This is a genomic window from Oscillibacter sp. PEA192 (genome assembly GCF_003574015.1).
Classification (GTDB): domain Bacteria; phylum Bacillota; class Clostridia; order Oscillospirales; family Oscillospiraceae; genus Oscillibacter; species Oscillibacter welbionis.
The window spans coordinates 892603-915745 of the sequence record NZ_AP018532.1; the positions used below are offsets into that span (position 1 = coordinate 892603).

Here is a 23143-nt window from a genome sequence, read left to right on the forward strand (position 1 = left end):
CACTCCTTCACGATTCCAGCAGCAGAATGGCCTCCGGCGGAACGGAGACGGTGAGGCGGTCCTTGTCCGGCACCGCCTGCCAGTTGTCCTTGTCCAGCTCCATCCGCAGCAGGGGCGCCTCCGGCGCCGCGCCCTCCGGCCGCAGCAGCACGATGGTGGAAAACACGTCCTCCACCACCTTTACTGCCGTGCAGGAGAAGGCGTTTTCCGCCCCGGGACCGGCCAGCTGAACATGGTGGGCCCGGATGCCGATCCGGCAGACGCCCTCCGGCACCGGACGGCCGCAGGAGAGCGTCAGTCCCCAGTCCGGAAGAAACACCGCATCCTCCCTTGGCCGGGCGTCGGCATAGTTCTTGCAGCCGGAGAGCCGGGCAGCGGCCTCTGTGCCGGGGCTGCGGAACAGCTCCCCCAGGGTGGTCACAGGCTGGGATCTGCCCCGGTCTATGACACACACCCGGCGGCAGTTCCGGAACACCTCCCCCCGGTCATGGGAGACCCACAGCACCGTGCCCGGGAATCCGCCCAGTGTCTCTGCCAGCTCCAGTTCCAGCTGGTATTTCAGGTAGCTGTCCAGGGCGGAGAAGGGCTCGTCCAGCAGGATGGCCGTGGGCTCCGACGCCAGGATTCGGGCCAGGGCGCACCGCTGCTGCTGCCCGCCGGAGAGCTGCCCCGGCTTCTGGTCTGCCACGGCCTCCAGCCGGAACTGCCGCAGCTTCTCCGCCACCTCTGTTTGGCGGCGGGCCTTGTCCCGCACGGCTGCGGCGATGTTCTGCCGCACCGTCATGTTGGGGAACAGAGCGTACTGCTGGAACAGGTACCCGACCTGCCGCCGCTGGGGCGGCAGGTTGATTCTGGAGGCGCTGTCGTAAAGGGTAACACCGTCCAGCTCGATGTGTCCCTCGTCCGGCGTCAGAATGCCGGCGATGCACTTGAGGGTCACAGACTTGCCGCACCCCGAGGCCCCCAGCAGGGCCAGCGTCTCATCCCCGGCGTCAAACTGGACCGCCAGATGAAAATTTCCCAGGGCCTTTCGGATGTCCACGGAAAGCGCCATTACCGTCTGCCCCCTTTTCCGGCCCGTTTCTGGCGGGCTTCCAGCAGGTTCACTGCCAACAGGAATACAGCGGAGATGGCAATGTTCACCAGCACCCAGCGGAGGGCCTCTGTGTCATTGTCGGTCCGCCAGAGCTGATAGACGGTGGTGGAGATGGTGGCGGTGCGGCCGGGGGTGTAGCCGGCGATCATGGAGGTGGCACCATACTCCCCCAGAGCCCGGGCAAAGGCCAGCACAGTCCCCGCCAGGATGCCCTGGCGGCACACGGGCATCCGCACCCGCCAGAAGATCCAGATATTGGACCGGCCCAGGGTCGCCGCAGCTTCCGCCAGCGTAGGATCGAAGCTCTCAAAGGCCCCCCGGGCGGTGCGGTACATCAGGGGGAAGGCCACCACCACCGTGGCAAAGACAGCGGACCACCAGGTCATCACCAGCCTCAGGCCGAAGTGGGCCTGCACCCAGGCGCCGATGGGGCGGTTGGGCCCCAGCAGCACCAGCAGCAGCCAGCCCACCACGGTGGGCGGCAGCACCAGGGGCAGGGTCAGCACCACATCCAGCACGCCCTTCACCAGCCGGGGCAGCTTGGCGATGTAGTACGCCGCCAGGATCCCCAGGAAGAATACCGCCACCGTGGAGATGGCGGCGATCCGCAATGAGTTGTAGAGAGGGTACCAGTCCATTTCAAAAAACCTCCTGGGGAAAGGGGGCGTCTGCCATCCCGACCCGCCAGAGGCGGGCCGCCACAAAAGTGGCGTACAAGCGTTTTGCAAAGCAAAACCTTGGAGAGGCCGGGCTCTGCCTGGCCGAGCAAAATCAAATCAAGGGCTCCCATTGGGCCAAGGCCCAATGGGAACGATGGCGGCGATCCGCAATGAGTTGTAGAGAGGGGACCAGGCCATAAGGTTCCTTTGGAAAATAAGAAATCCGGAGTTTGGAATGAGGGGATCAAGGGCTGTCAGAAAGCATTTTAAACGATCCAGCCTTATCAGACGCCTATTTCCAATCTGCTTGAACTCACACCATGGGGCTGAAGCCTACCGCCTCGAAGCAGGCCATGGCCTCGTCGGTCGACAGGAAGTCCAGGAAGGCCTTGGCAGCATCGGGATTGGCGCTGTTTTTCATGACGGCGGCGGGGTAGATCACCTGGCCGCACATCTCAGCGGTGGCCTCGTCCACCACGGTCAGACCGGCGGAGAAGGCGTCGGTGGCGTAGATCACGCCGCAGTCCACGGTGCCCTCAGAGACCTGGGTGGTGACCTCCTTCACGTTGGAGCCGTAGGTCAGCACGCCGGAACTGGCCAGGGTCTCCTCATTCAGACCGTAGTAGGTGAAGATCTTCTGGGTGTACTGGCCCACTGGAACGTCGCTGTTGCCCATGGCCAGGAACACATCGCCGCTGGCCAGCAGCCCCGCCAGCTGGTCAAAGGACTCGATGCCCTTGGGGTTGCCCTCGGGAACGGCCAGGGTCACCTTGTTCTCCAGCAGGTCCAGGCGGGTGGCGCTATTCACCAGGTCCAGGCCCTCGGTGTTCTCCTCGCCGCCCTCGGCGTCCAACTGGTTCATCTGCTTGGGAGCGGCGGAGATGAACACATCACAGTCGGCTCCCTCCTGGATCTGGGTTTTCAGGGTGCCGGAGGAGTCATAAGTCGCCACGACGGCGACTTCCGGAGCCACGGCCTTGTAGGCCTCGATGACCTGATCCAGGGACTCCTGCATGGAGGCCGCGGCAAAGACGTACAGCTCTACCGGTTTGGCGGTGGTCTCTGTGGTGTCGTCTGTGGTGGTGCTGTCGGTGTCCGCACTGCCGCCGCAGGCGGTCAGGGCCAGCGCCATGGACAGGGCCAGAACGAGGGAGAAAAGCTTTTTCATGGTGAAATCTTCCTTTCTTGATGATAATATGTTGAACCCGGCTTTGCAAGTCCGGTGTCAAACTGACGTGATATTCAAATGAGGATAACGGATGGAAAAAACCTGCGCCGGACGCTCCGGCGCGGGCTGATTTTTACTTTCCAAAGGGGCAGATGGGCCAGCGGCAGGGCTGGCAGCCGAGACACAGGCCGCCCTCCCCCAGGGAGACGATCCACTCCTTGGTGACGCTTACATCCGCCGCCACCCAGGGCAGCACTAGGTCGAAGATGGTGGCCCCGGCGTACATGACGCAGCCAGGCAGGCCCATGACGGGGGTGCCGTCATCGTAGTAGCCCAGCAGGAACATAGCGCCGGGAAGCACCGGGGCGCCGTAGGTGACGATCTTCGCCCCGCTCTGCCTGATCCCGCCGGGGGTGTTATCGTCGGGGTCCACGCTCATACCCCCGGTGCAGAGGATGACTTCCGCCCCAGTCTGCCGGGCTTGGGAGATGGCGCCTGCCACGTTCTCCACCCCATCGCCGGAATAGGAGACGGAGATGGTCTCGATGCCATAGGCGCTCAATTTGTCCTTCACCACCGGAGTGAAGGTGTCCTGGATCAATCCCTTCTTCACCTCGCTGCCGGTGGCCACGATGGCGGCGGTTTTTCGCACCCAGGGACGTAGCTCCAGCAGGGGGGTATCTCCGGCGGCCGCTTTGGCGGCTGTCAGCTTCTCCTCCGCGATGATCAGGGGGATCACCCGCATCCCCGCCAGCTTGTCACCTTTTTTGACGGCTGTACCCCCCTTCCGGGTGGCGATCATCAGCTCATCGATGGCGTTTACCGCCCGCAGGGATTCCGACCGGAGCAGGAACAGCCCGTCGCAGGATGCCTTCAGCTCGATCTTGCCCTCCTTGACGCCACTCCGCTCCATATTCTCGTTGGCACACAGGGCCAGCAGGCGCTCCGCCCCCTCATCTTCGTGGAGCATCCCAGGCGTCATCTCCCACACGTACAGGTGCTCCTTGCCCATGCCGAGCAGCACCGGGATGTCCTCCGGCGCCACCACATGGCCCTTGCGGAACCGGGCATCCTTGTACTGGTCCTTGATGATCTGGGTCAGGTCGTGGCACAGCACATGGCCCACCGCATCCTCCGTCCGTATCAGCTTCATGCTTCCGCCTCCAGAATCTCGATCTCATCGCCGGGACGGACCACGCCCTCCCGGACCACCACGGCGAAGATGCCCTCCGTGGGCATAACGCACCTGCCCACCGCCTGCTTGATGGCGCAGTCGCTGTGGCACTCCTTGCCGATTTGGGTCACCTCCACCTCCGTCTCACCGATCCGCAGATGGGTGCCCACCGGCAGGTGTTTCAGGTCGATGCCCTCGGTGTTGATGTTCTCCGCAAACACCCCCGGATCCAGTGGGATGGGGCAGCTCGCCCGCATGGTGTCCACGCTCTCCTCCGCCAGCAGGGAGATCTGCCGGTGCCAGTCCCCGGCGTGGGCGTCCCCCACGATGCCGTGGCGGAACTTTAGTTGGATTTCCGGGACGGGGTGCTTCTGCTCCCCCTTCCGCTCGCTGATGTTGACCGATACCACGTTTGCCAACAGGCTCACTCCTTGATCTGGTAATCTCCGCTCTTGCCGCCGGACTTGGACAGCAGGCGGATGTTTTCAATGCGCATGTCCTTTTGGACTGCCTTGCACATGTCATAGATGGTCAGCGCCGCCACGGACACGGCTGTCAGGGCCTCCATCTCCACCCCGGTAACGCCGGTGCAGGTGACGGCGGCCTGGATCTCCACCATGCAAGGGGAATCGGACAGGGCGAAGGTGATGTCGATACCTGTCAGGGGCAGGGGGTGGCACATGGGGATCAGCTCCCAGTTGTGCTTGGCCGCCTGGATGCCCGCCACCTGGGCTACCGCCAGCACGTCGCCCTTTTTCAAGGTGCCGTACTTGATGTTCTGCAATGTCTCCGGGGCCATGTGGATCTCCCCGGCAGCCACTGCCCGGCGGTGGGTGACGGCCTTCTCCGTCACATCCACCATCCTGGCCCGGCCCTGTTCATTGAAATGGGTCAATTCCGCCATGGTGGTCATCCTCCGATCTGATTCATGTTTCGGGGCGTGTCGCTGGACCGTTCTGTGAGATGGTGGCGCTCCGGCTTGTGGAGGATGCCCCGCCGGACGGCGTCCTCCAGCGCCTGGCCGTGGAGGCCCCGGAGGGGGATCTCTTCCCGGCTGTGGAGGCAGCCCTTCAGCTTGCCGTCCGCCGTCACCCGAATCCGGCGGCAGTCCGCGCAGAAGTCGTGGCTCACTGGGGAGATGAGCCCTACTGTCCCCAGCGCGCCGGGCAGCTGGTACCGCCGGGCCACGCCCTGGGCCTCGATGGGTTCCAGCTCTGCCATCCGGTCCAGCACCGTTTCTGCAGGCAGGAAGCGGCTCCGATCCCACCCGGCGCAGGGGCCCATGGGCATCAGCTCGATGAACCGCATCTCCCAGGGATGCTCCCGGCTGAGATTCACAAAATCTTCGATCTCATCGTCGTTGAACCCGCCGATGAGGACGGTGTCAAATTTTAGATTCCGGAATCCAGCCGCCTCCGCGGCTTTAATGCCCGCAAGCACGTCCTGGAGGGTCCCCAGCCGGGTCATGGCGGCGAACCGGTCCGGCCGCAGCGTATCCAGGCTGATGTTCAGCCGGTCCACCCCCGCATCCCGCAGGGGCCTTGCCAGCTGGGGCAGGAGGGAGCCGTTGGTAGTGAGGCACAGCTCCGCCAACCCGGGGATGGCCCGCAGCATCCGGCACAGGTCCGGCAATCCCCGCCGCACCAGAGGCTCCCCGCCGGTGAGGCGGATCTTCTTTACCCCGCACCGAACCGCCGCCGCGGCGATCTCCGCCAGCTCTTCGATGGAGAGAATATCGCTGTGAAGCCGCTTCTCCACGCCCTCGGGCGGCATACAGTATTGGCACCGGTAGTTGCACAGGTCCGTGACGCTGAGCCGCAGGTAGTCGATTGTCCGTCCGCAGCTGTCCCGCATAATGTCCTCCAACCGTGATACTCAAGTGAGATAAACGATATACTATATTATAAGCGCCCTGCGGGAAAAGTCAAGAAAAACGCCCCGGCCAATGTCGGGGCGTGAGCCGAAAAGTATCAGCAGTGAGAGGCCCTCCAGGCGGCAGCCATCCGCACCGACAGCGTCAAGACAATGGCCAGCAGAATGAGGGAGGCGATGCCTGCCATAAGAATCAGAGCCATCAAGGCCCACATGGAGGTCACAGGAATTTCCGGTGCTGAGAGCAAGTCGGCGATGGGCGCGGTCAGCAATCGGTACGCCAGGAATTCAATCCATAGCACGACCAGAATCACTCCATTCCGCCTGGTGGGAGGAAAGGAGAATGTGCAGAAGGAGCGGACAGTCCCAATCAGCAGAGCCAGTATCATCAGCGATTGGATCCACGCTGCAAAGGTATAGACGGGGGTTCCGACTTCCTCCCAAGAGAACGTGAAAAAGAAAAGATTCCAGCTGATGCGGGTGCCATAGTAGCAAAAGATGTAAACCGCCAAGTACGCTGCCCAGGCGCACCACAGCCCCGGCCGCTTTCGGACGAGAAAGCAGATGATCCCGCACACTAGAAACGGAACGGCCAGGATCAGGCCGACGAGGATCCCACCCAGCACCGTAGGGATCAGAAATGCCAGAAAGGCCATGCAGAAGAGGATGATCCCGGCGATCTTCCGACCCGGCATTGACGGAGACACCATGACCGGAGGCGTCTCCACCTTCAGTTGGGGCTCTGCTCCCGTCACCAGTTCATCCAGCGTCACACGGAAGAGCTGGCTCAGCTTTATCAGCTTGTCCAGGTCCGGCACACTGGAATCCGTCTCCCACTTGCTGACGGACTGGCGGCTCACCTCCAGCACTTCCGCCAGGTCCCCCTGAGACAGGCGTTTCTCCGCCCGCAGGCGGCTGATGTTGGTTCCAAGGCTCATACCGCGCCCTCCTTTGTGGTTCCAGTATAGTGGGAGAGTGGGCAAAAGTCCACCAAGGGGACCTGAAAATTTGGCAACTGGCAGTTGCACACTGCCAAAAGCCTGAAAAACAGGCAGTCCCGGCGGACTTGCTTGACGAGGAAAGGAGGAGGTGCTATTCTATGAAAAGAAGAACGATAGAGGGAGAATGCGCCATGACCCTTTCCCAGCTGCTGGATATCCGTCCCGGTGTCACTGCCGTCATCGGCGGCGGGGGAAAGACCACTCTCCTGCGGACCCTGGGCGAGGAGCTGGCCGGACAGCATCCGGTCCTGCTGTGCACCACCACCAAGATTCTCCCGTTTTCGGACCTGCCCTGCGCCCGGACAGCGGCGGAGCTGGACGAACTGCGCAGGGCGCATCAGCTGCTGTGTGCCGGGACAGACGAACCGGGAACGGGTAAGCTGACGGCCCCAGAGACGCCCATGGCGGTGCTGGCGGAGCAATTCGACTACATTCTGGTGGAGGCGGACGGCGCTGCCCGCCGTCCCCTGAAGGCGCACGCCCCCCACGAGCCGGTGATCCCAACTGAGGCCAATCAGACCATCTGCGTGGTGGGGGCCTCCGGCTTCGGCCGTCCCATCGCTGCGGCCGCTCACCGGCCGGAGCGGTACGCGCTTCTTGCGGGGATGCCGGAGGCGGCGGAGGCCACGCCGGAGGCCGAGGCGAGGGTGCTTCGGTCCGAAGATCTGCACACGAAAGTTTATGTCAATCAGGTGGAGACGCTGTGGAATCTGGCAGATGCCAGGGCCCTGGCGCGCCTGATGGACTGTCCGGTTCTGGCCGGCAGTCTGTGGAGGAGGGAGTATTTTCCATGCTGGTAATCATCCGAGGCGCCGGTGATTTGGCCACCGGTATTGCTCTTCGGCTGAAAAGGGCGCATATATCGGTGATTATGACCGATATACCGGCCCCAACTGCCATCCGGCGGACCGTAGCCTTCTCCCAGGCCATCGTGCTGGGAGAGACAAAGGTGGAGGATGTCACCGCCCGCCGGGTGGAGACACCGGAGGCGGCTATGGCCCTTTTGCAAGAGAATGTAGTCCCGGTGCTGGCGGACCCGGAGGGAGCCTGTATCTCGATTTTGAAGCCGGACGCGGTGGTGGACGCCATCCTGGCCAAGCGGAATCTGGGCACCCGGATCACCGATGCCCCGGTGGTCATCGGCGTGGGGCCGGGCTTCACTGCCGGGGTGGACTGTCACGCGGTGGTGGAGACCATGCGGGGCCACAGCCTGGGCCGGGTGATCCATGCAGGCAGCGCGCTGCCCAATACCGGGATCCCGGGGCTCATCGGCGGCTTTGCCGGGGAACGAGTGCTGCGGGCCCCGGCGGACGGCGTGTTTCACCAGCTGCTGGACATTGGCGCCCAGGTGCGGCAGGGGGATGTGGCCGCCACGGTGAACGGCGTGCCCATGACCTGCACCCTGGACGGCGTCCTGCGGGGTATCCTGCCGGATGATACCCCGGTGCACAAAGGGATGAAGGCCGGGGACATCGACCCCCGCTGCAAGGTGGAGCACTGCTATACCGCCAGCGACAAGGCCCTGGCCATTGGCGGCGGTGTGCTGGAGGCGATTTTGGACCTGACGGGAGCGCTGAAAGACCGCGCAGGTGGGTATTCCGGTTAGGTGCAGCCTGTCGGGGACGATCAAACTGAGGAAACGGGAGGAAGAATCATGCCTGAAAATGATGTCAAGCTGACGAAGCTGGCCAAGTGTGCCGGGTGCGGCGCCAAAGTGGGGGCCGGTGTGCTGGCCCAGCTGCTGGACGGCATCCAGGTGCATCGGGACCCCAATCTGCTGGTGGGGTTCGACAAGAGCGACGACGCCTCGGTCTATAAGGTCAGCGACGATCTGGCCCTGGTGCAGACGGTGGATTTCTTCCCGCCCATTGCCGACGACCCGTACCTGTTCGGACAGATCGCGGCCACCAACGCCCTCTCCGATGTGTACGCCATGGGCGGCGAGCCCAAGCTGTGCCTGAACATCATGGCCGTGCCGGAGTCCATGCCGAAAGAGGCGGTGCACCAGCTGTTGCGAGGCGGCTATGACAAGGTGTATGAGGCGGGGGCGCTCATCACCGGCGGCCACAGCATCCTGGACGACGAGCCCAAGTACGGCCTGGCGGTCACCGGCTTCGTCCATCCGGACCGGGTGCTGACCAACTCCGGCGCCCGGCCGGGGGACGTGCTGTTGCTGACGAAGCCCATCGGCATTGGCGTCCTCACCACTGCACAGAAGGCGGAGATGCTGTCGGTCGAGGGGCGGGCTTTGGCAGAGGAACTGATGACCACCCTGAACAAGTCCGCCCGGGACGCCATGGTGAAGTACCGCGTCCACGCCTGCACGGATGTAACGGGCTTTGGCCTGCTGGGCCACAGCTATGAGATGGCCCAGGGCAGCGATGTGGAGCTGGAGCTGGAGGTGGACGCCATCGACCTGATTCCGGAGGCGCTGGAGTTTGCAAACATGGGTCTGCTGCCGGCGGGGATGTACCGTAACCGCGCCTTTGCGGAGGCGGGCGTGGATGCAGGGGAGACCGCGCTGTGCAGACAGGACCTGCTCTATGATCCCCAGACCGCTGGGGGCCTCCTCATGGCCGTGGACCCGGCGGACGCGGAGGCGCTGTATCGGGAGCTGCAGGGCTGCGTCCCCAGTGCCCAGCGGATCGGCGTCGTGAAGGCCTACCGAGGCGGGAAACGCATCTTCCTGCGGTGAAAGTCGAAAATGGGAAACAGGTGCCTGCCGGATTTCTGGCAGGCACCTGTTTTGCGCCCGTACCGGGCGGAACCCTTAAACGGGCAGGCGCAGGAGCGCGGCGGCGGCCTGGAAGTAGATCAGCACCGCCCCGGCATCCACAATGGTAGTGATGAGGGGGGAGGCCATGATGGCCGGATCCATGTGGAGCTGCTTGGCGGCAATGGGCAGCATACAGCCCACCAGCTTGGCCAGCACCACCGTGGCCGCCAGGGACAGGGAGATCACCAGGGCGATGGCGCTGTCATGGTACTGAAGGTAGATCCGCAGGCCGTTGGCCGCGGCTAGGACGGCGCTGACGATGGCGGCTACCGCCAGCTCCTTGCGGATCACCCGCAGCGCGTCCCGGGGGCGGATCTCTTCCAGAGCCAGCCCCCGGATCACCAGCGTGGCGCTCTGGGAGCCGCAGTTTCCGCCGGTGTCCATCAGCATGGGTAGAAAGGCCACCAGCAGGGGCACGGCGGAGATGGCGTCCTCGTACCGGGTGATGATAGAGCCGGTGATGGCGGCGGACAGCATCAAAATCAGCAGCCACACTACCCGATGGCGGGCGTGCTCCCAGGCGGAGGCGGCGAAGTAGGGCTTCTCGTCCGGCGTCACCGCCGCCATGATGGAGAGATCCTCTGCGGCGGCCTCCGTCAGGACATCCATGGCATCATCCACGGTGACGATGCCCACCATCCGCTCCTCTCCATCCAGCACCGGCAAGGCCAGCAGGTCATATTTCGCCAGGAGCCGGGCGGCCTCTTCCCGGTCTGTGAGCGTACCCACAGATACCACATCCGTGACCATCAGGTCCGCCACAGCGGCATCCTCCGCGGCTGTCAGCAGGTCCTTGGCCGACACCACGCCCAGCAGCTGCCGGTGCTCCAGCACATAGCAGGTGTAGACCGTCTCCTTGTGGATTCCGGTGCGGCGGATGGTATCCAGCGCCTGCCGGACCGTATCGCCCGGCCGGAGGGAGACAAACTCCGGCGTCATGACGCTGCCGGCACTGTCCGCCGGATAGCGCAGCAGGGCATTTACCGCCATACGGCGCTGAGGGCTGGCGGAGCGGAGGATGCGGGTCACCAGGTTAGCGGGAAGCTCCTCCAGAAAATCCGCCGCGTCGTCCAGATGCAGGGCGTCAAAAATCTGCTGCAGCTCCCCGTCCGCGAAAGAGCGGGCCAGGGTGGCCTGAGTGGGACCGGGGAGATAGGAGAACACATCTGCCGCCAGGTCCTTGGGCAGCGTGCGGAACACCGCCGCCTGCCGGGCACCGTCCTCCACGGAGTCCAGGAGGGCGGCGATGTCCACGGCACCGCGGCCCTGCCAAAGGGCGCGGAGCGCCTCGCCGTCCCGGCTCTCCAAAAGCTGAAAGATCTGATCCTTGTTGAACATGGTCATAGTCGTTACCTCGCTTTCGTCTGTATTGTCTGGGTGGCTGACTGGCGCTTTCCATGGTCCGCACCTCCTTTCTGCATAAAACTCTATGCGCGTTCGCGCGTTAGGAACATCGGCTGTGTGAGGTTTTGCGCATCCTTTCCAGCTGCCCCGAAGGGACGGGGAAATGGCGCGTTTGAATTTTTGGCCGTGCTTTTCCGCAGCAAAAAAATCCCTGCCGGAAATCCGGCAGGGAGAGCTGCACACAATGGGCGTCTTCGTCCAAGCTTTAGCTTCACGGGGCGTAGCAACTGCGTTAAGCGGCGCCTTGTTGTCGACGCGGCCTGTTGACCAGCTGGTTGTGTCTCCACAACTGTGCGGCAGCAGTCTTTGGATGATTCCGAATCCCCGTGGTAGCCTCACCTACCGATTCGCCGTCATTATAACCGCCTGGACGGACGTTTGTCAACCCCGTCGCCTCAAAAAAATTTTCGCCATGACCTCACAGCGCCTTCCGGTGCTGGTTCATGATACGGGCGAACAGCACGCCGTTGGAGGGCGGGGTGTATGTAATGGCATTGGCTCCGGCCTGGATGGTGCGGAGGATCGACTCCTCTGTGGGGCCGCCGGTGGCGATGATGGGAACCTTCGGGAAGTCCCGGCGGATCTCCGCCACGATCTCCGGCGTGGCGGCGGCGCCGGAGACATTGAGAAAGTCGGCTCCCGCCTCCAGGCGGCTGCCGATGTCCGTGTGAGCGGAGACCACCGTGATGACCACGGGAATGTCCACCACCTTTTTGATCTGGCGGATGACATCGTCGGAGGTGGGGGCATTCAGCACCACGCCGTAGGCACCCTGGTGCTCGGACTGGATGGCCAGCCGGACGGAGCGGGAGCCGGTGGTGATTCCGCCGCCCACGCCCACGAATACCGGCACGTCGGACACGCTGATGATGGCCTGGGAGATCACCGGCTGGGGCGTGAAGGGATAGACGGCGATGATGGCGTCCGCGTTGATGTTCTTGATGATGGCTACATCGGTGGAAAAGGCCAGGGACTTGATGCGCCGGCCGAAAATACGGATGCCGCTGCACTCGCTGACGCAGGCGGGGATGGTCAGGGAGTGATTGCGCAGCGTCCCAGTGTAGGAGGGGACCTGTTTTGCCATAGGGACTCCTTTCTCCCGGCGGCAGAACGCCGGGCACAGGTGGTTGTTCACGGGCAAATTATACCGCAGGAAGCCACGCGGGACAAGCCCGGATCCGGGCTTGCTTTTTTTCCGGCGGGAGATATACTGTTAAGAGACGAGATGTGTCGGGACGGCACAGGGGAACAGGAGGACGGCTATGGATCGCTTTTCCATTCTGGTGGGAGATATCACCCGTTCGGACGCGGAGGCCATTGTCAACGCGGCCAATCCCACGCTGCTGGGCGGCGCCGGGGTGGACGGGGCCATCCACGCGGCGGCGGGGCCGGAGCTGCTGGCGGAGTGCCGGACGCTGGGGGGCTGCGAGCGGGGGCAGGCCAAGCTGACGGCGGGCTACCGCCTGCGGGCCCGGTATGTAATCCACACGCCGGGTCCCGTCTGGCAGGGCGGGGAGCAGGGGGAGGCGGCCCTGCTGGCCTCCTGCTACCGCAGCTGCCTGCTTTTGGCGGAGGCCCACAGCATCCGCACCCTGGACTTCTGCTCCATATCCACGGGAGTCTACGGGTATCCGTTGCCGCTGGCGGCCACCGTGGCCCTGCGGGCCATCATGGACTTCCTGGCGGACCATGCCCTGCCGGAGCGGGTGCGGATGGTCTGCCATTCGGAGCAGGCGGCGGAGGTCTACCGCCGGACCTGGAACCTCTGGTACGCGGAGGGCAAGGACCAGCGGATGTAAAGAACGCCGGAGCGGGACCTTTCCCGCTCCGGCGTTTGTCACTCTTCGTTTCTTTTGTCACTCTTTTTGACCTTTTTGTATCCGTTTTGACCCGATTTTTCCCGGGGCATTCCGTATGATAGACTCAAATAAGAGATGAAAGAAAGGTATCCCATCATGAAACGACTGGTTTCCCTTCTGCTGTCCTGCCTGCTGCTGAGCTCCTGCGGCACCATTGTGACCCCCGCCAAGACCCCGCCGGAGCATTTGGTGTCAGAGGCGCCCCCGGCTCAGGTTCTCCCCGCTCCCGGCGAGATGCCGGAGCTCCTCCCGGACAGCCAGGAGGCAGGCGGGGAGAATGCTTCGGAGCCCTCCCTGGAAGAGGGCGGCGGAACTCCCGTGGAGACGCTGCCGGAGCCCCAGCGGGTGGTGGATCCCACCCGCCCCATGGTGGCCCTGACCTTTGACGATGGTCCCCACGCGGTCTACACGGACCAGATTTTGGATATTCTGGAGGAGCACGGCGCGGTGGCTACCTTCTTCGAAGTGGCGCGGAATCTCCCCGAGGCGCCGGAGGCAGTCCGCCGGGCGGCGGACATGGGCTGCGAGATCGGCAGCCACTCTTACCGCCACGCAAACCTGGGCAAGATGGATCAGGCCGCCCAGCAGGCGGATCAGGCCGCGGCGGACGCGCTGTTTCAGGAGGTGCTGGGCACCACGCCCGCGCTGCTGCGGCCGCCCTATGGCTCCATGAACAAGACGCTGAAGACCACCTCCGGCCGGAGCATCGTCACTTGGTCCATCGACACGGAGGACTGGCGCTCCAAGGACGCGGACAAGGTGGTGACCGGCGTGGAGAACGCCGGGAATCTGGACGGACAGGTGATCCTGCTCCACAGCATCTACGAGAGCACGGTGGCGGCCACGGAGGTCCTGGTGCCCTGGCTGCTGGAGCAGGGCTACCAGCTGGTGACGGTCAGCGAGCTGATCCAGCTGCGCTTTGGGGATCAGGTGGAGCCCAACCGCACCTATAATTACGACTACTTCCGCTTCCAGGTGCCGCCCCTGCCTGCGGAGACGGCGCCCGCCGCCGCATGAGCGGCAGGCAACCGACGGTTGCTTTACGCCGCTGCCCTGCTGTGATAGACTGGTCCCGAGGTGATGGGAATGGAGTTTCAAGAGGTGTTCGCCCAGCTGCGGCAGCGGACGGGTCTGTCCCAGAGCGAGGTGGCGGAGCGGCTGTTTGTCACCCGGCAGGCAGTGAGCCGCTGGGAACGGGGAGAGACGATCCCGGAGGTGGAGACGCTTCAGGCGCTGTCAAGGCTGTTCGGCGTGTCCATCAACACCCTGCTGGGCAGTCCCCGGACCCTGGTCTGCCAGAGCTGTGGAATGCCGCTGAACGATGACATCCTGGCCAAAAACACAGACGGCAGCTTCAATGAGCAGTACTGCATGTGGTGCTGGGATGGAGAGGGCTTTGCCCAGGACTGCACCATGGAGGAGATGGTGGAGCACTGCCTGCCCCACATGCCCCTGGGCCGGACGGATCCGGAGGCGTGCCGCGCCTATATGCGGAGCCTTCTGCCCACACTGGGGCGGTGGAAAGAGAACTGACACAGGCGCCGGACTGCGGAAACCCGCGGTCCGGCGCCTGGATTTTTTCAGGACAGCTGCGCAAGACAGCTTTCGCACACATAGATCCCATGGGGGAGCTGCCTGAGAGAATCCGCAGCATGGCAGCAGATGCAGGAGGGGAATTCTTTCTTCAGGATTACCGTGCGGGATTTTTCATCCAGAAAAAACATTACGGTGTCCCGCTCATTTAGAGACAGAGCCCGGCGCACATCTATCGGGATCACAATCCGTCCCAGCTCGTCCAGCCTTCTCGGTATTCCCACGTTTTTCATATCTGACATCCTCCTTTTTCGACAATTTGCGGTTCTATCATACTAAAATTCCAGAATATAGTCAATATTTATATGAAATATAGGATGTTCAAACTGGAATAACTCATACTATACACTGTACCTGAAATGGGGTATGGTGATGATTGATACAAAAGCTATCGGAAAACGGATTCAGGCACTCCGCAGGGCGGCTGGTATGACCCAGGAGCAAGCGGCGGAGACTCTGGGAATCAGCCCAAATTATGTGTCCAATATTGAGACGGGACGAGATATCTGTTCTACTGTTGTCCTGCTGGGCATGGCGAATCTCTACCACGCCAGCGTGGATTATATGTTGGGGGAGAGTCTGGAATACAACCGGCGGAAGGGAGAAGCGGGAGAGAATCGGACGGCGCTGCTCCACGAGGTCAGACGTCTGCAAGAGGCGGAGTGTGGCCATCTGCTGCGGTATATCCAGTTGATGCGGGCGGACGAGACTGAAATCCGGAATTGAACAACCGCTCCTTTATAATTTATAAATAGAAAAGAGCCGCTGCATCAACCGATGCAGCGGCTCTTTTTACGCCTTTGCCAGATACGCCCCGCAGGCATTCCGGGCATCGGCGGCGGTTTTTTCCTCGTCGATGGTGACGAGATGCCCCTCCTTCACCACGACCCGGCCGTTCACCACCGTGTAGTCCACCGGGCCGCGGAGGCCTACCGTGGCCAGCACGTCGGCGGGACTGTACGCGCCGCCCACCAGCTCCAGTCGGCGGGAATCCACCAGGAAGAAGTCCGCGCACTTGCCCACGGCCAGCTGCCCGATGTCCTCCCGGCCCAGCAGCCGGGCGCTGCCCCGGGTGGCCATCTTCAGCACCTGATACCCGGAGGGGGCCTTCTCGCTGGAGGTCAGCCGGTGGAGCAGGTAGCACACCCGCAGCTCTTCCATCAGGGACGACCCGTCGTTGCTGGCGGAGCCGTCCACCGCCAATCCCACCGGGACGTCCAGCGCCAGCATCTCCGGCACCCGGGCGACGCCGGAGGCCAACTTCATGTTGCTGATGGGGCAGTGGGCCACGCCGGTGCCGGTGCGGGCCAGCTCCCGCAGCTCCTCGTCGTTGAAGTGGATGCCGTGGGCGTACCACACATCCGGGCCTGTCCAGCCCAGAGATGCCATGTACTCCAGCGGCCGGACGCCGTAGTGCTCCAGGGTGTAGTGCTCCTCGTCCCTCGTCTCACACAGGTGGGTGTGGAGCCGGACGCCGTACTGCCGGGCCAGGATGGCGCTCTGCCGCAGCAGCTCTCCGCTGACGGAGAAGGGGGAGCAGGGGGCCAGGGCCACCTGCCGCATGGATCCGAAGGACGGGTCATGGTACGCCTCGATCACCCGGGCGGAGTCCTTCATGATGGCGTCCACCGTCTGGACCACGCTGTCCGGCGGCAGGCCGCCGTCCTTGCGGGAGAGGTCCATGCTGCCCCGGGAGGCGAACATCCGCATCCCCAGCTCCTCCGCGGCGGCGAACTGGGCGCCGATCAGGTCTCCGCATCCGGCGGGAAAGACATAGTGGTGGTCAAAGCAGGTGGTGCAGCCGTGCTTCAGCAGCTCCCCCATGCCGGTGAGGGAGCTGAGACGCACCACCTGCTCGTCCAGGCCCTTCCAGATCTCATACAGGGCGGTGAGCCAGTCGAACAGCTCCAGATTCTGCACCTGGGGCAGGTTCCGGGAGAACACCTGATACAGGTGGTGGTGGGTGTTGATGAGGCCGGGATAGCACCAGTAATGGGACCCGTCGATCACAGTGTCTGCGGTCTGGGGCAGGTCTGGGCCCAGACCGCGGATGATGCCGTTTTCGCAATAGAGGTCGGCGTGCTCCAGCACGGCGTCGCCGTCATCACAGGTGAGGATGGTCCGCAGATTGCGCAGCAGCAAAGAGGACATGGCGGTCACGCTCCTTTCTGCTCCCAGTATAAAGGACGGCGGGAGAAAGGTCAACTTTCCCGGGAAAACTTCTTGCGGAAACGGGGAGGATGTGATACGCTGAGAGCAATTTCGGATCACCGGGAGGAACACGGTTATGCTGGACATCTTTGATATTCTGGGCCCTGTGATGGTGGGCCCCTCCAGCTCCCATACAGCGGGGGCGGTGCGGATCGGCCGCATGGCCAGGACCCTGCTGGGGGCGGAAGTGGCGCGGGCGGACATCGGCCTCCACGGCTCCTTTGCCGATACCGGCCGAGGCCACGGCACGGACCGGGCGCTGGTGGCGGGCCTCCTGGGGATGAAGCCGGACGATCTGGGCATTCCTCAGAGCTTTGAGATCGCCGCCAACCAGGGGTTGGAATTCCACTTCCACACGGCCCGTCTGCGGGATGCCCACCCCAACACGGCGGTGCTGACGGTGGAGAGTGCCGACGGGCGGAAGCTGGAGCTGCAGGCGGCCTCCACCGGCGGCGGCCGCATCCGGGTGGATCGGCTGGATGGAGTGGAGGTGAGCTTCACCGGCATCTTCAACACCCTGGTGGTCCGCCACCAGGACGTGGCCGGAGAGCTGTCCCGGATTCTCAATGAGCTCTCCGTCAGCGGGGTGAACATCGCCAACATGAGCCTGAACCGGGACCGCCGGGGCGGCGCTGCCCTGACGGTGGTGGAGACGGACCAGAAGATCCCGGCGGATGCCCTGGAGCGTATCCAGGCGCTCTACGGCGTCTTGGGCGCCACCTACTACGAGAAGGAGGAAGACTGAAATGGCTCTGGATTCCATGCAGGAGATCTTCGACAAGATCCAGGCGGGGCGGAAGCCCTTCTGGCAGGTGGTGCGGGATACGGACGTGGAGGAGCGGCAGGTGACGGCGGAGGCCTCCTTTGAGAAGATGCACGCCACCTGGCGGGCCATGGTGGAGTCCGTGGACACCTACCGGGCGGACCGGCGCAGCGTCAGCGGCCTGGTGGGGGGCGACGCCCAGAGGATGTGGGACTACGCCGCCCAGCAGGAGACGCTCTGCGGCCCCTATCTGCAGGAGGTGATCGCTACGGCCCTGTGCGTGGCGGAGTCCAACGCCTGCATGCACCGGATCGTGGCGGCACCCACGGCGGGGGCCTGCGGCGTGCTGCCGGCTGTGCTGGTGCCGCTGTACCGCCGGGGCGCTGTAGATGAGGAGGCCATCGTCCGGGCGCTGTATGTGGCTGCCGGTATCGGCGCGGTGGTTGGCTACCGGGCGTCCATCTCCGGCGCCTCCGGCGGCTGCCAGGCGGAGGTAGGCACGGCTGCGGCCATGGCGGCGGGGGCCCTGGTGGACCTGCGGGGCGGCGGGCCGGAGCAGATCGGCCACGCCGTGGCGATGGCGCTGAAGAACCTGATGGGCCTGGTGTGCGATCCGGTGGCGGGACTGGTGGAGGTCCCCTGCGTCAAGCGAAACGTCATCGGCGCGGTGAATGCCGTCAGCGCGGCGGACATGGCCCTGGCGGGCATTGAGAGCCGGGTGCCTGTGGACCAGGTGATCGACTGCATGGGCGACGTGGGCCGCCGGCTGCCGGTAGAGCTGCGGGAGACCGCTCTGGGCGGTCTCGCCGCCACACCATTCGGACAGAGCGTGAAGGCAAAGCGGGAAGAGCGCCGCTCCCAGGAACAGGAGCTGTGAGGACGAAAGAAGGACCTGCCCTGCGGCAGGTCCTTCTTTTTGCGAAAGGGAAGATCAGGCGTTCCGGCTGGCCAGGACTTTCTGGAACCAGTCCTTGCCGTCTACAAAGCGGGAGACCAAAAAGCTCACCACATAGTCGCCGGCGGAGTTGATCATGGTAGCGGGGGGATCCACCAGGTTTCCGATGGTGATGGCGATGGGATAGGCGATGGCCAGCTGGTCCGGGAAGAACACGGAGCACATGATGAACTCGCCGATGTAGCCGCCGCCGGGGACGCCGGACATGCCCACGGAGGACAGCACGGCCACAATCACCATCAGTGCCATGTCGCCGATGCTGTCAAAGGGCCGGCCGAACACGCCGAAGAGGAACGTGATCTTCAGAATGCAAGAGAAGCAGGAGCCATCCATGTGCATGGTGGCGCCCAGAGGAACCACGATCTCGCTGACATCCTTGGAGATACCGGTGGCCTCCGCCTCTTCCATGTTGGTGGGGATGGTGGCCACGGAGGAGCAGGTGCCCAGGGAAGTGATGGCAGGTTTGGCGATGTGCCGGAACATTTCCTTGACCGCTCCCTTGCCGCCGCCGAACCAGGCGAACAAGGGGAAGGCCACAAAAATATAAATGAAGCAGAGGGGATAGTACACCACCAGAGCCCGGGCATAGTCCGTAGCGATCTGGGAGCCGTAGGTGGCCACCAGGTTGGCGAAGAAGCCGAAGAAGGCGATGGGGGCGTAGTAGGTGACTAGCTGAACGACCTTCATCATAGCTTCGGACAGGCTGGTGAGGAATCTTGCAATCAGGCTGTCAGGACCCGGCCCCAGATTTACGCCGAAGCCGAACAGAATGGAGAAGACGATCAGGGGCAGCATGGCGCTGCGGCTGAGCAGGCCGGAGAAGTCGCTCACCGTGAAGAAGTTCACGATCAGGTCCGGGATGGAGATGGGATCCTCCACCACGCCCTCAGTCAGGTTGGTCCAGGGCTCCAGAACCGGGGGGAAGATCTTCATAATGACGATCATGATGACCGCAGCGATGGCGCCGGTGATGACGAAGGTCAGCACGGTGGTGCCCATGATCTTGCCGGCCCGTTTGCGGCTCTTCATGGTAGCCACAGACCCGGCAATGGACGAAAACACCATGGGCACCACGATGCAGAACATCATATTCAGGAACAGGGTGCCCAGAGGTTCCAGCACCGTGGCGCCGGCGCTGATGACGTTGCCCTCCGCATCCAGCTCCTGGGGGAAGATCCAGCCCACGATGGAGCCCAGGATCATGGCCCCCAGCATGACGGCCAGAAATGCGTAGTTCCGGGCAACAGACTTTTTGCTCAGCTGTGTACTCATTCTCTCTCCTCCAATACATATTGAAATAGCTGCTGACCTATATGGCCTTCCGGCCTTACATTATAATAAGGTCCTCATCCGTAACTTCACCCCTGCACACCACGTTGGTGGGGCCTGTCAGATAAAGGCTGGCGATATGGGAGTGGACCCGCTCCGCATCGATCACCAAGCGGCCGCCGGTCATATCCACCTGTACGCCGTGGCCGGAGACTTTGCCCTGCAGAGTCAGCACGGTCACCACAGATCCGGTGCCAGTGCCGCAGGCATAGGTGAAGTCCTCCACGCCGCGTTCAAATGTCCGCTCGAAAATCAGATCTTCACCGGTGATCTCGTAGAAGTTCACATTGGCACCCTTGGGAAAGACCTTGTTCCAGCGAATAGCCCGGCCCAGCTCCCGCAGCTCGTTTTCGTCCGCCTGGCGCAGTCCGGCGTATGGCACCACGGCGTGGGGGATGCCGGGATTTCCCAGCTCCACATAGGAGCAGACGTATGTCACGCCGTCTGCCTCCACCGGGCTATCCAGTCGTACGGTGGTGGGGTCGTTCAGCCGGATGCGGTACAGCCGCTGGTCGATCCGCCGGCCGGTGACGATGCCTGCCGTGGTCTCCACAGTCTGCGTCTCTCCGGCCAGCCCGTTTTCGTAGCCATACCGGCAGATGCAGCGGGCACCGTTCCCACACATCTCACCTACGCTGCCATCAGAATTATAGAACAGCATCCGATAATCTCCGCCCTGGGAGGGGGCATCCACAACCATCAACCCGTCCGCCCCGATGGACATGTGCCGTTCACACAGCGTCCGGGCGATTTGTGGCAGCTGCTCCAGGGGGAGGTGCTCCTCCAGGTTGTTCAGAATCACAAAGTCATTTCCCGCGCCGTTCATTTTCCAAAATCTCAAGTTTCCACCTCCTTCTTGTATATACATTATTATAACAGCGAGAACTGAGAATGAAAAGCAGAGAATGTGCGGAAAACCATGCAGAACCTGCGAAATCCACGTCAGTGGGAAGACGGTCGAAAAAAATCGAGAAAAGAGGAAAAAGGTATTGACAAAAGGGGAAGGATTTGGTATTCTAACAAAGCTGTCGGCGCGGTGATGAGCCGGGCCGGGAAGAAATGAAAAAAGTTCTTGACAGCAAGGCTGAGATGTGGTAACCTAAACAGGTTGCTGCTGATACGAGATGGATCGGATGTCAAAAAACTTCTGAAAAAAGTTCTTGACAAACGAAATGAAATCGAGTATAATAGCAATGTTCCGCCGGGAACGGCGTGCACCTTGTAAATTAAACAACGTAACGAAAAGGAAGCACCAGAAGGCGAGCTCATTTAGATGAGTTTGCCAAAGGACAAAGCCGTCTCACTGGGTTGAGTCAATTACCGGTGGGATGGAGAAATGAAGCTATGACAAATAGCTCTATGAAGGTTTGAACGGACTACGGTTCGTTTAGATACCATTTTATAGAGAGTTTGATCCTGGCTCAGGACGAACGCTGGCGGCGTGCTTAACACATGCAAGTCGAACGGAGCACCCTTGACTGAGGTTTCGGCCAAATGATAGGAATGCTTAGTGGCGGACTGGTGAGTAACGCGTGAGGAACCTACCTTCCAGAGGGGGACAACAGTTGGAAACGACTGCTAATACCGCATGACGCATGACCGGGGCATCCCGGGCATGTCAAAGATTTTATCGCTGGAAGATGGCCTCGCGTCTGATTAGCTAGATGGTGGGGTAACGGCCCACCATGGCGACGATCAGTAGCCGGACTGAGAGGTTGACCGGCCACATTGGGACTGAGATACGGCCCAGACTCCTACGGGAGGCAGCAGTGGGGAATATTGGGCAATGGACGCAAGTCTGACCCAGCAACGCCGCGTGAAGGAAGAAGGCTTTCGGGTTGTAAACTTCTTTTGTCAGGGAAGAGTAGAAGACGGTACCTGACGAATAAGCCACGGCTAACTACGTGCCAGCAGCCGCGGTAATACGTAGGTGGCAAGCGTTGTCCGGATTTACTGGGTGTAAAGGGCGTGCAGCCGGGCCGGCAAGTCAGATGTGAAATCTGGAGGCTTAACCTCCAAACTGCATTTGAAACTGTAGGTCTTGAGTACCGGAGAGGTTATCGGAATTCCTTGTGTAGCGGTGAAATGCGTAGATATAAGGAAGAACACCAGTGGCGAAGGCGGATAACTGGACGGCAACTGACGGTGAGGCGCGAAAGCGTGGGGAGCAAACAGGATTAGATACCCTGGTAGTCCACGCTGTAAACGATGGATACTAGGTGTGCGGGGACTGACCCCCTGCGTGCCGCAGTTAACACAATAAGTATCCCACCTGGGGAGTACGATCGCAAGGTTGAAACTCAAAGGAATTGACGGGGGCCCGCACAAGCGGTGGATTATGTGGTTTAATTCGAAGCAACGCGAAGAACCTTACCAGGGCTTGACATCCTACTAACGAAGTAGAGATACATCAGGTGCCCTTCGGGGAAAGTAGAGACAGGTGGTGCATGGTTGTCGTCAGCTCGTGTCGTGAGATGTTGGGTTAAGTCCCGCAACGAGCGCAACCCCTATTGTTAGTTGCTACGCAAGAGCACTCTAGCGAGACTGCCGTTGACAAAACGGAGGAAGGTGGGGACGACGTCAAATCATCATGCCCCTTATGTCCTGGGCTACACACGTAATACAATGGCGGTCAACAGAGGGAGGCAAAGCCGCGAGGCAGAGCAAACCCCCAAAAGCCGTCCCAGTTCGGATCGCAGGCTGCAACCCGCCTGCGTGAAGTCGGAATCGCTAGTAATCGCGGATCAGCATGCCGCGGTGAATACGTTCCCGGGCCTTGTACACACCGCCCGTCACACCATGAGAGTCGGGAACACCCGAAGTCCGTAGCCTAACCGCAAGGAGGGCGCGGCCGAAGGTGGGTTCGATAATTGGGGTGAAGTCGTAACAAGGTAGCCGTATCGGAAGGTGCGGCTGGATCACCTCCTTTCTAAGGAGACCTGGGCAGAGCAAGCTCTGCCTGGAATTCCTGGTCAGCTGGAGCGGAAAAAGAGTTACGTTGTTTAATTTAGAGGGCGTACGCCGGGAGATAGAAGGGGATATAGCTCAGCTGGGAGAGCGCCTGCCTTGCAAGCAGGAGGTCGCCGGTTCGAACCCGACTATCTCCACCAAGAGAATAAAGCGTCACCTCGTCCAAGACGAGGGCCCGTAGCTCAGCTGGCTAGAGCGTACGACTGATAATCGTAAGGTCGGTGGTTCGAGCCCACTCGGGCCCACCAGGCGATTTGCCTTTGGATTTGAAGACCTGATCGAAAGATCGGATCTTCAAATCTGACTGCAAAAG

Annotated in this window: 23 protein-coding genes, 2 tRNA genes, 1 rRNA gene and 1 riboswitch; of the genes, 12 read left to right on the forward strand and 14 right to left on the reverse strand. The window is 62.2% G+C overall.

Annotation, left to right across the window (positions count from 1 at the left end; genetic code table 11):
• Positions 1 to 7: 7 nt before the first annotated feature.
• From DN611_RS04315 to DN611_RS04350, 8 genes are all read right to left on the reverse strand, one after another.
• The gene (locus tag DN611_RS04315) at positions 8 to 1054 is read right to left on the reverse strand and encodes a sulfate/molybdate ABC transporter ATP-binding protein (protein WP_021749837.1); all 1047 of its coding nucleotides are present in this window, start codon (positions 1052 to 1054) and stop codon (positions 8 to 10) included.
• Positions 1054 to 1734, reverse strand: coding sequence for a molybdate ABC transporter permease subunit (gene modB, locus DN611_RS04320; RefSeq protein ID WP_119310732.1), 681 nt, complete (start codon positions 1732 to 1734; stop codon positions 1054 to 1056). The genes DN611_RS04315 and modB overlap by 1 nt, the downstream gene beginning before the upstream one ends.
• Positions 1735 to 2068: 334 nt before the next feature.
• Positions 2069 to 2923 carry a molybdate ABC transporter substrate-binding protein gene (gene modA / locus DN611_RS04325; protein WP_021749839.1) on the reverse strand — a complete coding sequence of 285 codons (855 nt, stop codon included), beginning with the start codon at positions 2921 to 2923 and terminating at the stop codon, positions 2069 to 2071.
• Between the two features lie 133 nt (positions 2924 to 3056).
• Positions 3057 to 4076 carry a molybdopterin-binding protein gene (locus DN611_RS04330; protein ID WP_119310733.1) on the reverse strand — a complete coding sequence of 340 codons (1020 nt, stop codon included), beginning with the start codon at positions 4074 to 4076 and terminating at the stop codon, positions 3057 to 3059.
• On the reverse strand, positions 4073 to 4516 hold the full coding sequence (locus DN611_RS04335; RefSeq protein ID WP_025544848.1) for an MOSC domain-containing protein: 444 nt from the start codon (positions 4514 to 4516) through the stop codon (positions 4073 to 4075). The genes DN611_RS04330 and DN611_RS04335 overlap by 4 nt, the downstream gene beginning before the upstream one ends.
• Before the next feature lie 5 nt (positions 4517 to 4521).
• Positions 4522 to 5001, reverse strand: coding sequence for a cyclic pyranopterin monophosphate synthase MoaC (gene moaC / locus DN611_RS04340; protein ID WP_119310734.1), 480 nt, complete (start codon positions 4999 to 5001; stop codon positions 4522 to 4524).
• A 5-nt stretch (positions 5002 to 5006) separates the two neighbouring features.
• A complete protein-coding gene (moaA, locus tag DN611_RS04345) occupies positions 5007 to 5951 on the reverse strand; it encodes a GTP 3',8-cyclase MoaA (RefSeq protein WP_021749843.1) in 945 nt (314 codons plus the stop codon).
• Positions 5952 to 6067: 116 nt separating this feature from the next.
• Complete coding sequence (locus tag DN611_RS04350; protein WP_021749844.1) at positions 6068 to 6907, reverse strand: helix-turn-helix domain-containing protein; 840 nt, start codon at positions 6905 to 6907, stop codon at positions 6068 to 6070.
• 161 nt (positions 6908 to 7068) lie between these two features.
• Here DN611_RS04350 and yqeC point away from each other — a divergent pair, with 161 nt between their 5' ends.
• Genes yqeC through selD form a run of 3 tightly spaced genes read left to right on the forward strand, consistent with a single transcriptional unit; the run spans position 7069 to position 9665 of the window.
• Positions 7069 to 7770 carry a selenium cofactor biosynthesis protein YqeC gene (gene yqeC, locus DN611_RS04355; protein ID WP_256264671.1) on the forward strand — a complete coding sequence of 234 codons (702 nt, stop codon included), beginning with the start codon at positions 7069 to 7071 and terminating at the stop codon, positions 7768 to 7770.
• Entirely contained in the window at positions 7761 to 8576 is an 816-nt protein-coding gene (gene yqeB, locus DN611_RS04360) for a selenium-dependent molybdenum cofactor biosynthesis protein YqeB (RefSeq protein WP_119310736.1), read from the forward strand. Before yqeC ends, yqeB begins: the two co-directional genes overlap by 10 nt.
• A gap of 48 nt (positions 8577 to 8624) precedes the next feature.
• A complete protein-coding gene (selD, locus tag DN611_RS04365; protein WP_119310737.1) occupies positions 8625 to 9665 on the forward strand; it encodes a selenide, water dikinase SelD in 1041 nt (346 codons plus the stop codon).
• Between the two features lie 75 nt (positions 9666 to 9740).
• On the opposite strand, the gene mgtE is transcribed toward selD, so the two are convergent.
• Positions 9741 to 11090: a magnesium transporter gene (gene mgtE / locus DN611_RS04370; RefSeq protein WP_025545283.1), complete on the reverse strand. Its 1350-nt coding sequence runs from the start codon at positions 11088 to 11090 to the stop codon at positions 9741 to 9743.
• A 243-nt stretch (positions 11091 to 11333) separates the two neighbouring features.
• Positions 11334 to 11504, reverse strand: a riboswitch (M-box (ykoK) riboswitch).
• 64 nt (positions 11505 to 11568) lie between these two features.
• Positions 11569 to 12234, reverse strand: coding sequence for a hypothetical protein (locus DN611_RS04375; RefSeq protein ID WP_021749849.1), 666 nt, complete (start codon positions 12232 to 12234; stop codon positions 11569 to 11571).
• 178 nt (positions 12235 to 12412) lie between these two features.
• Here DN611_RS04375 and DN611_RS04380 point away from each other — a divergent pair, with 178 nt between their 5' ends.
• The 3 genes from DN611_RS04380 (at position 12413) to DN611_RS04390 (ending at position 14542) form a co-directional block, all read left to right on the forward strand.
• Positions 12413 to 12949, forward strand: coding sequence for a macro domain-containing protein (locus DN611_RS04380; protein ID WP_119310738.1), 537 nt, complete (start codon positions 12413 to 12415; stop codon positions 12947 to 12949).
• 156 nt (positions 12950 to 13105) lie between these two features.
• Positions 13106 to 14026, forward strand: a complete 921-nt coding sequence (locus DN611_RS04385; RefSeq protein ID WP_160117404.1) for a polysaccharide deacetylase family protein — start codon at positions 13106 to 13108, stop codon at positions 14024 to 14026.
• A gap of 69 nt (positions 14027 to 14095) precedes the next feature.
• Positions 14096 to 14542 carry a zinc ribbon domain-containing protein gene (locus DN611_RS04390; protein ID WP_036629574.1) on the forward strand — a complete coding sequence of 149 codons (447 nt, stop codon included), beginning with the start codon at positions 14096 to 14098 and terminating at the stop codon, positions 14540 to 14542.
• Between the two features lie 47 nt (positions 14543 to 14589).
• On the opposite strand, the gene DN611_RS04395 is transcribed toward DN611_RS04390, so the two are convergent.
• Positions 14590 to 14835 (reverse strand): AbrB/MazE/SpoVT family DNA-binding domain-containing protein, encoded by a 246-nt coding sequence (locus tag DN611_RS04395; RefSeq protein WP_119310740.1) that lies wholly within the window; start codon positions 14833 to 14835, stop codon positions 14590 to 14592.
• A 139-nt stretch (positions 14836 to 14974) separates the two neighbouring features.
• Between DN611_RS04395 and DN611_RS04400 the strand changes: the two genes are divergently transcribed.
• A complete protein-coding gene (locus tag DN611_RS04400) occupies positions 14975 to 15328 on the forward strand; it encodes a helix-turn-helix domain-containing protein (protein ID WP_158629814.1) in 354 nt (117 codons plus the stop codon).
• Positions 15329 to 15394: 66 nt separating this feature from the next.
• Here the strand turns inward: DN611_RS04400 and DN611_RS04405 are convergent, their stop codons facing one another.
• A complete protein-coding gene (locus DN611_RS04405) occupies positions 15395 to 16753 on the reverse strand; it encodes an 8-oxoguanine deaminase (protein ID WP_119310741.1) in 1359 nt (452 codons plus the stop codon).
• Positions 16754 to 16889: 136 nt separating this feature from the next.
• Between DN611_RS04405 and sdaAB the strand changes: the two genes are divergently transcribed.
• Both sdaAB and sdaAA read left to right on the forward strand, forming a co-directional pair.
• A complete protein-coding gene (gene sdaAB, locus DN611_RS04410) occupies positions 16890 to 17558 on the forward strand; it encodes an L-serine ammonia-lyase, iron-sulfur-dependent subunit beta (protein ID WP_174232994.1) in 669 nt (222 codons plus the stop codon).
• Position 17559: 1 nt separating this feature from the next.
• Positions 17560 to 18453, forward strand: a complete 894-nt coding sequence (sdaAA, locus tag DN611_RS04415; RefSeq protein WP_119310742.1) for an L-serine ammonia-lyase, iron-sulfur-dependent, subunit alpha — start codon at positions 17560 to 17562, stop codon at positions 18451 to 18453.
• Positions 18454 to 18507: 54 nt separating this feature from the next.
• On the opposite strand, the gene DN611_RS04420 is transcribed toward sdaAA, so the two are convergent.
• Positions 18508 to 19803, reverse strand: coding sequence for a dicarboxylate/amino acid:cation symporter (locus DN611_RS04420; RefSeq protein ID WP_021747575.1), 1296 nt, complete (start codon positions 19801 to 19803; stop codon positions 18508 to 18510).
• Between the two features lie 55 nt (positions 19804 to 19858).
• Positions 19859 to 20701: a diaminopimelate epimerase gene (dapF, locus tag DN611_RS04425; RefSeq protein WP_051320066.1), complete on the reverse strand. Its 843-nt coding sequence runs from the start codon at positions 20699 to 20701 to the stop codon at positions 19859 to 19861.
• Positions 20702 to 21258: 557 nt separating this feature from the next.
• Between dapF and DN611_RS04430 the strand changes: the two genes are divergently transcribed.
• From DN611_RS04430 to DN611_RS04440, 3 genes are all read left to right on the forward strand, one after another.
• A 16S ribosomal RNA gene (locus tag DN611_RS04430) occupies positions 21259 to 22789 on the forward strand.
• Positions 22790 to 22894: 105 nt separating this feature from the next.
• A tRNA-Ala gene (locus DN611_RS04435) sits at positions 22895 to 22970 on the forward strand.
• A 31-nt stretch (positions 22971 to 23001) separates the two neighbouring features.
• Positions 23002 to 23078, forward strand: a tRNA-Ile gene (locus DN611_RS04440).
• Positions 23079 to 23143 lie beyond the last annotated feature (65 nt).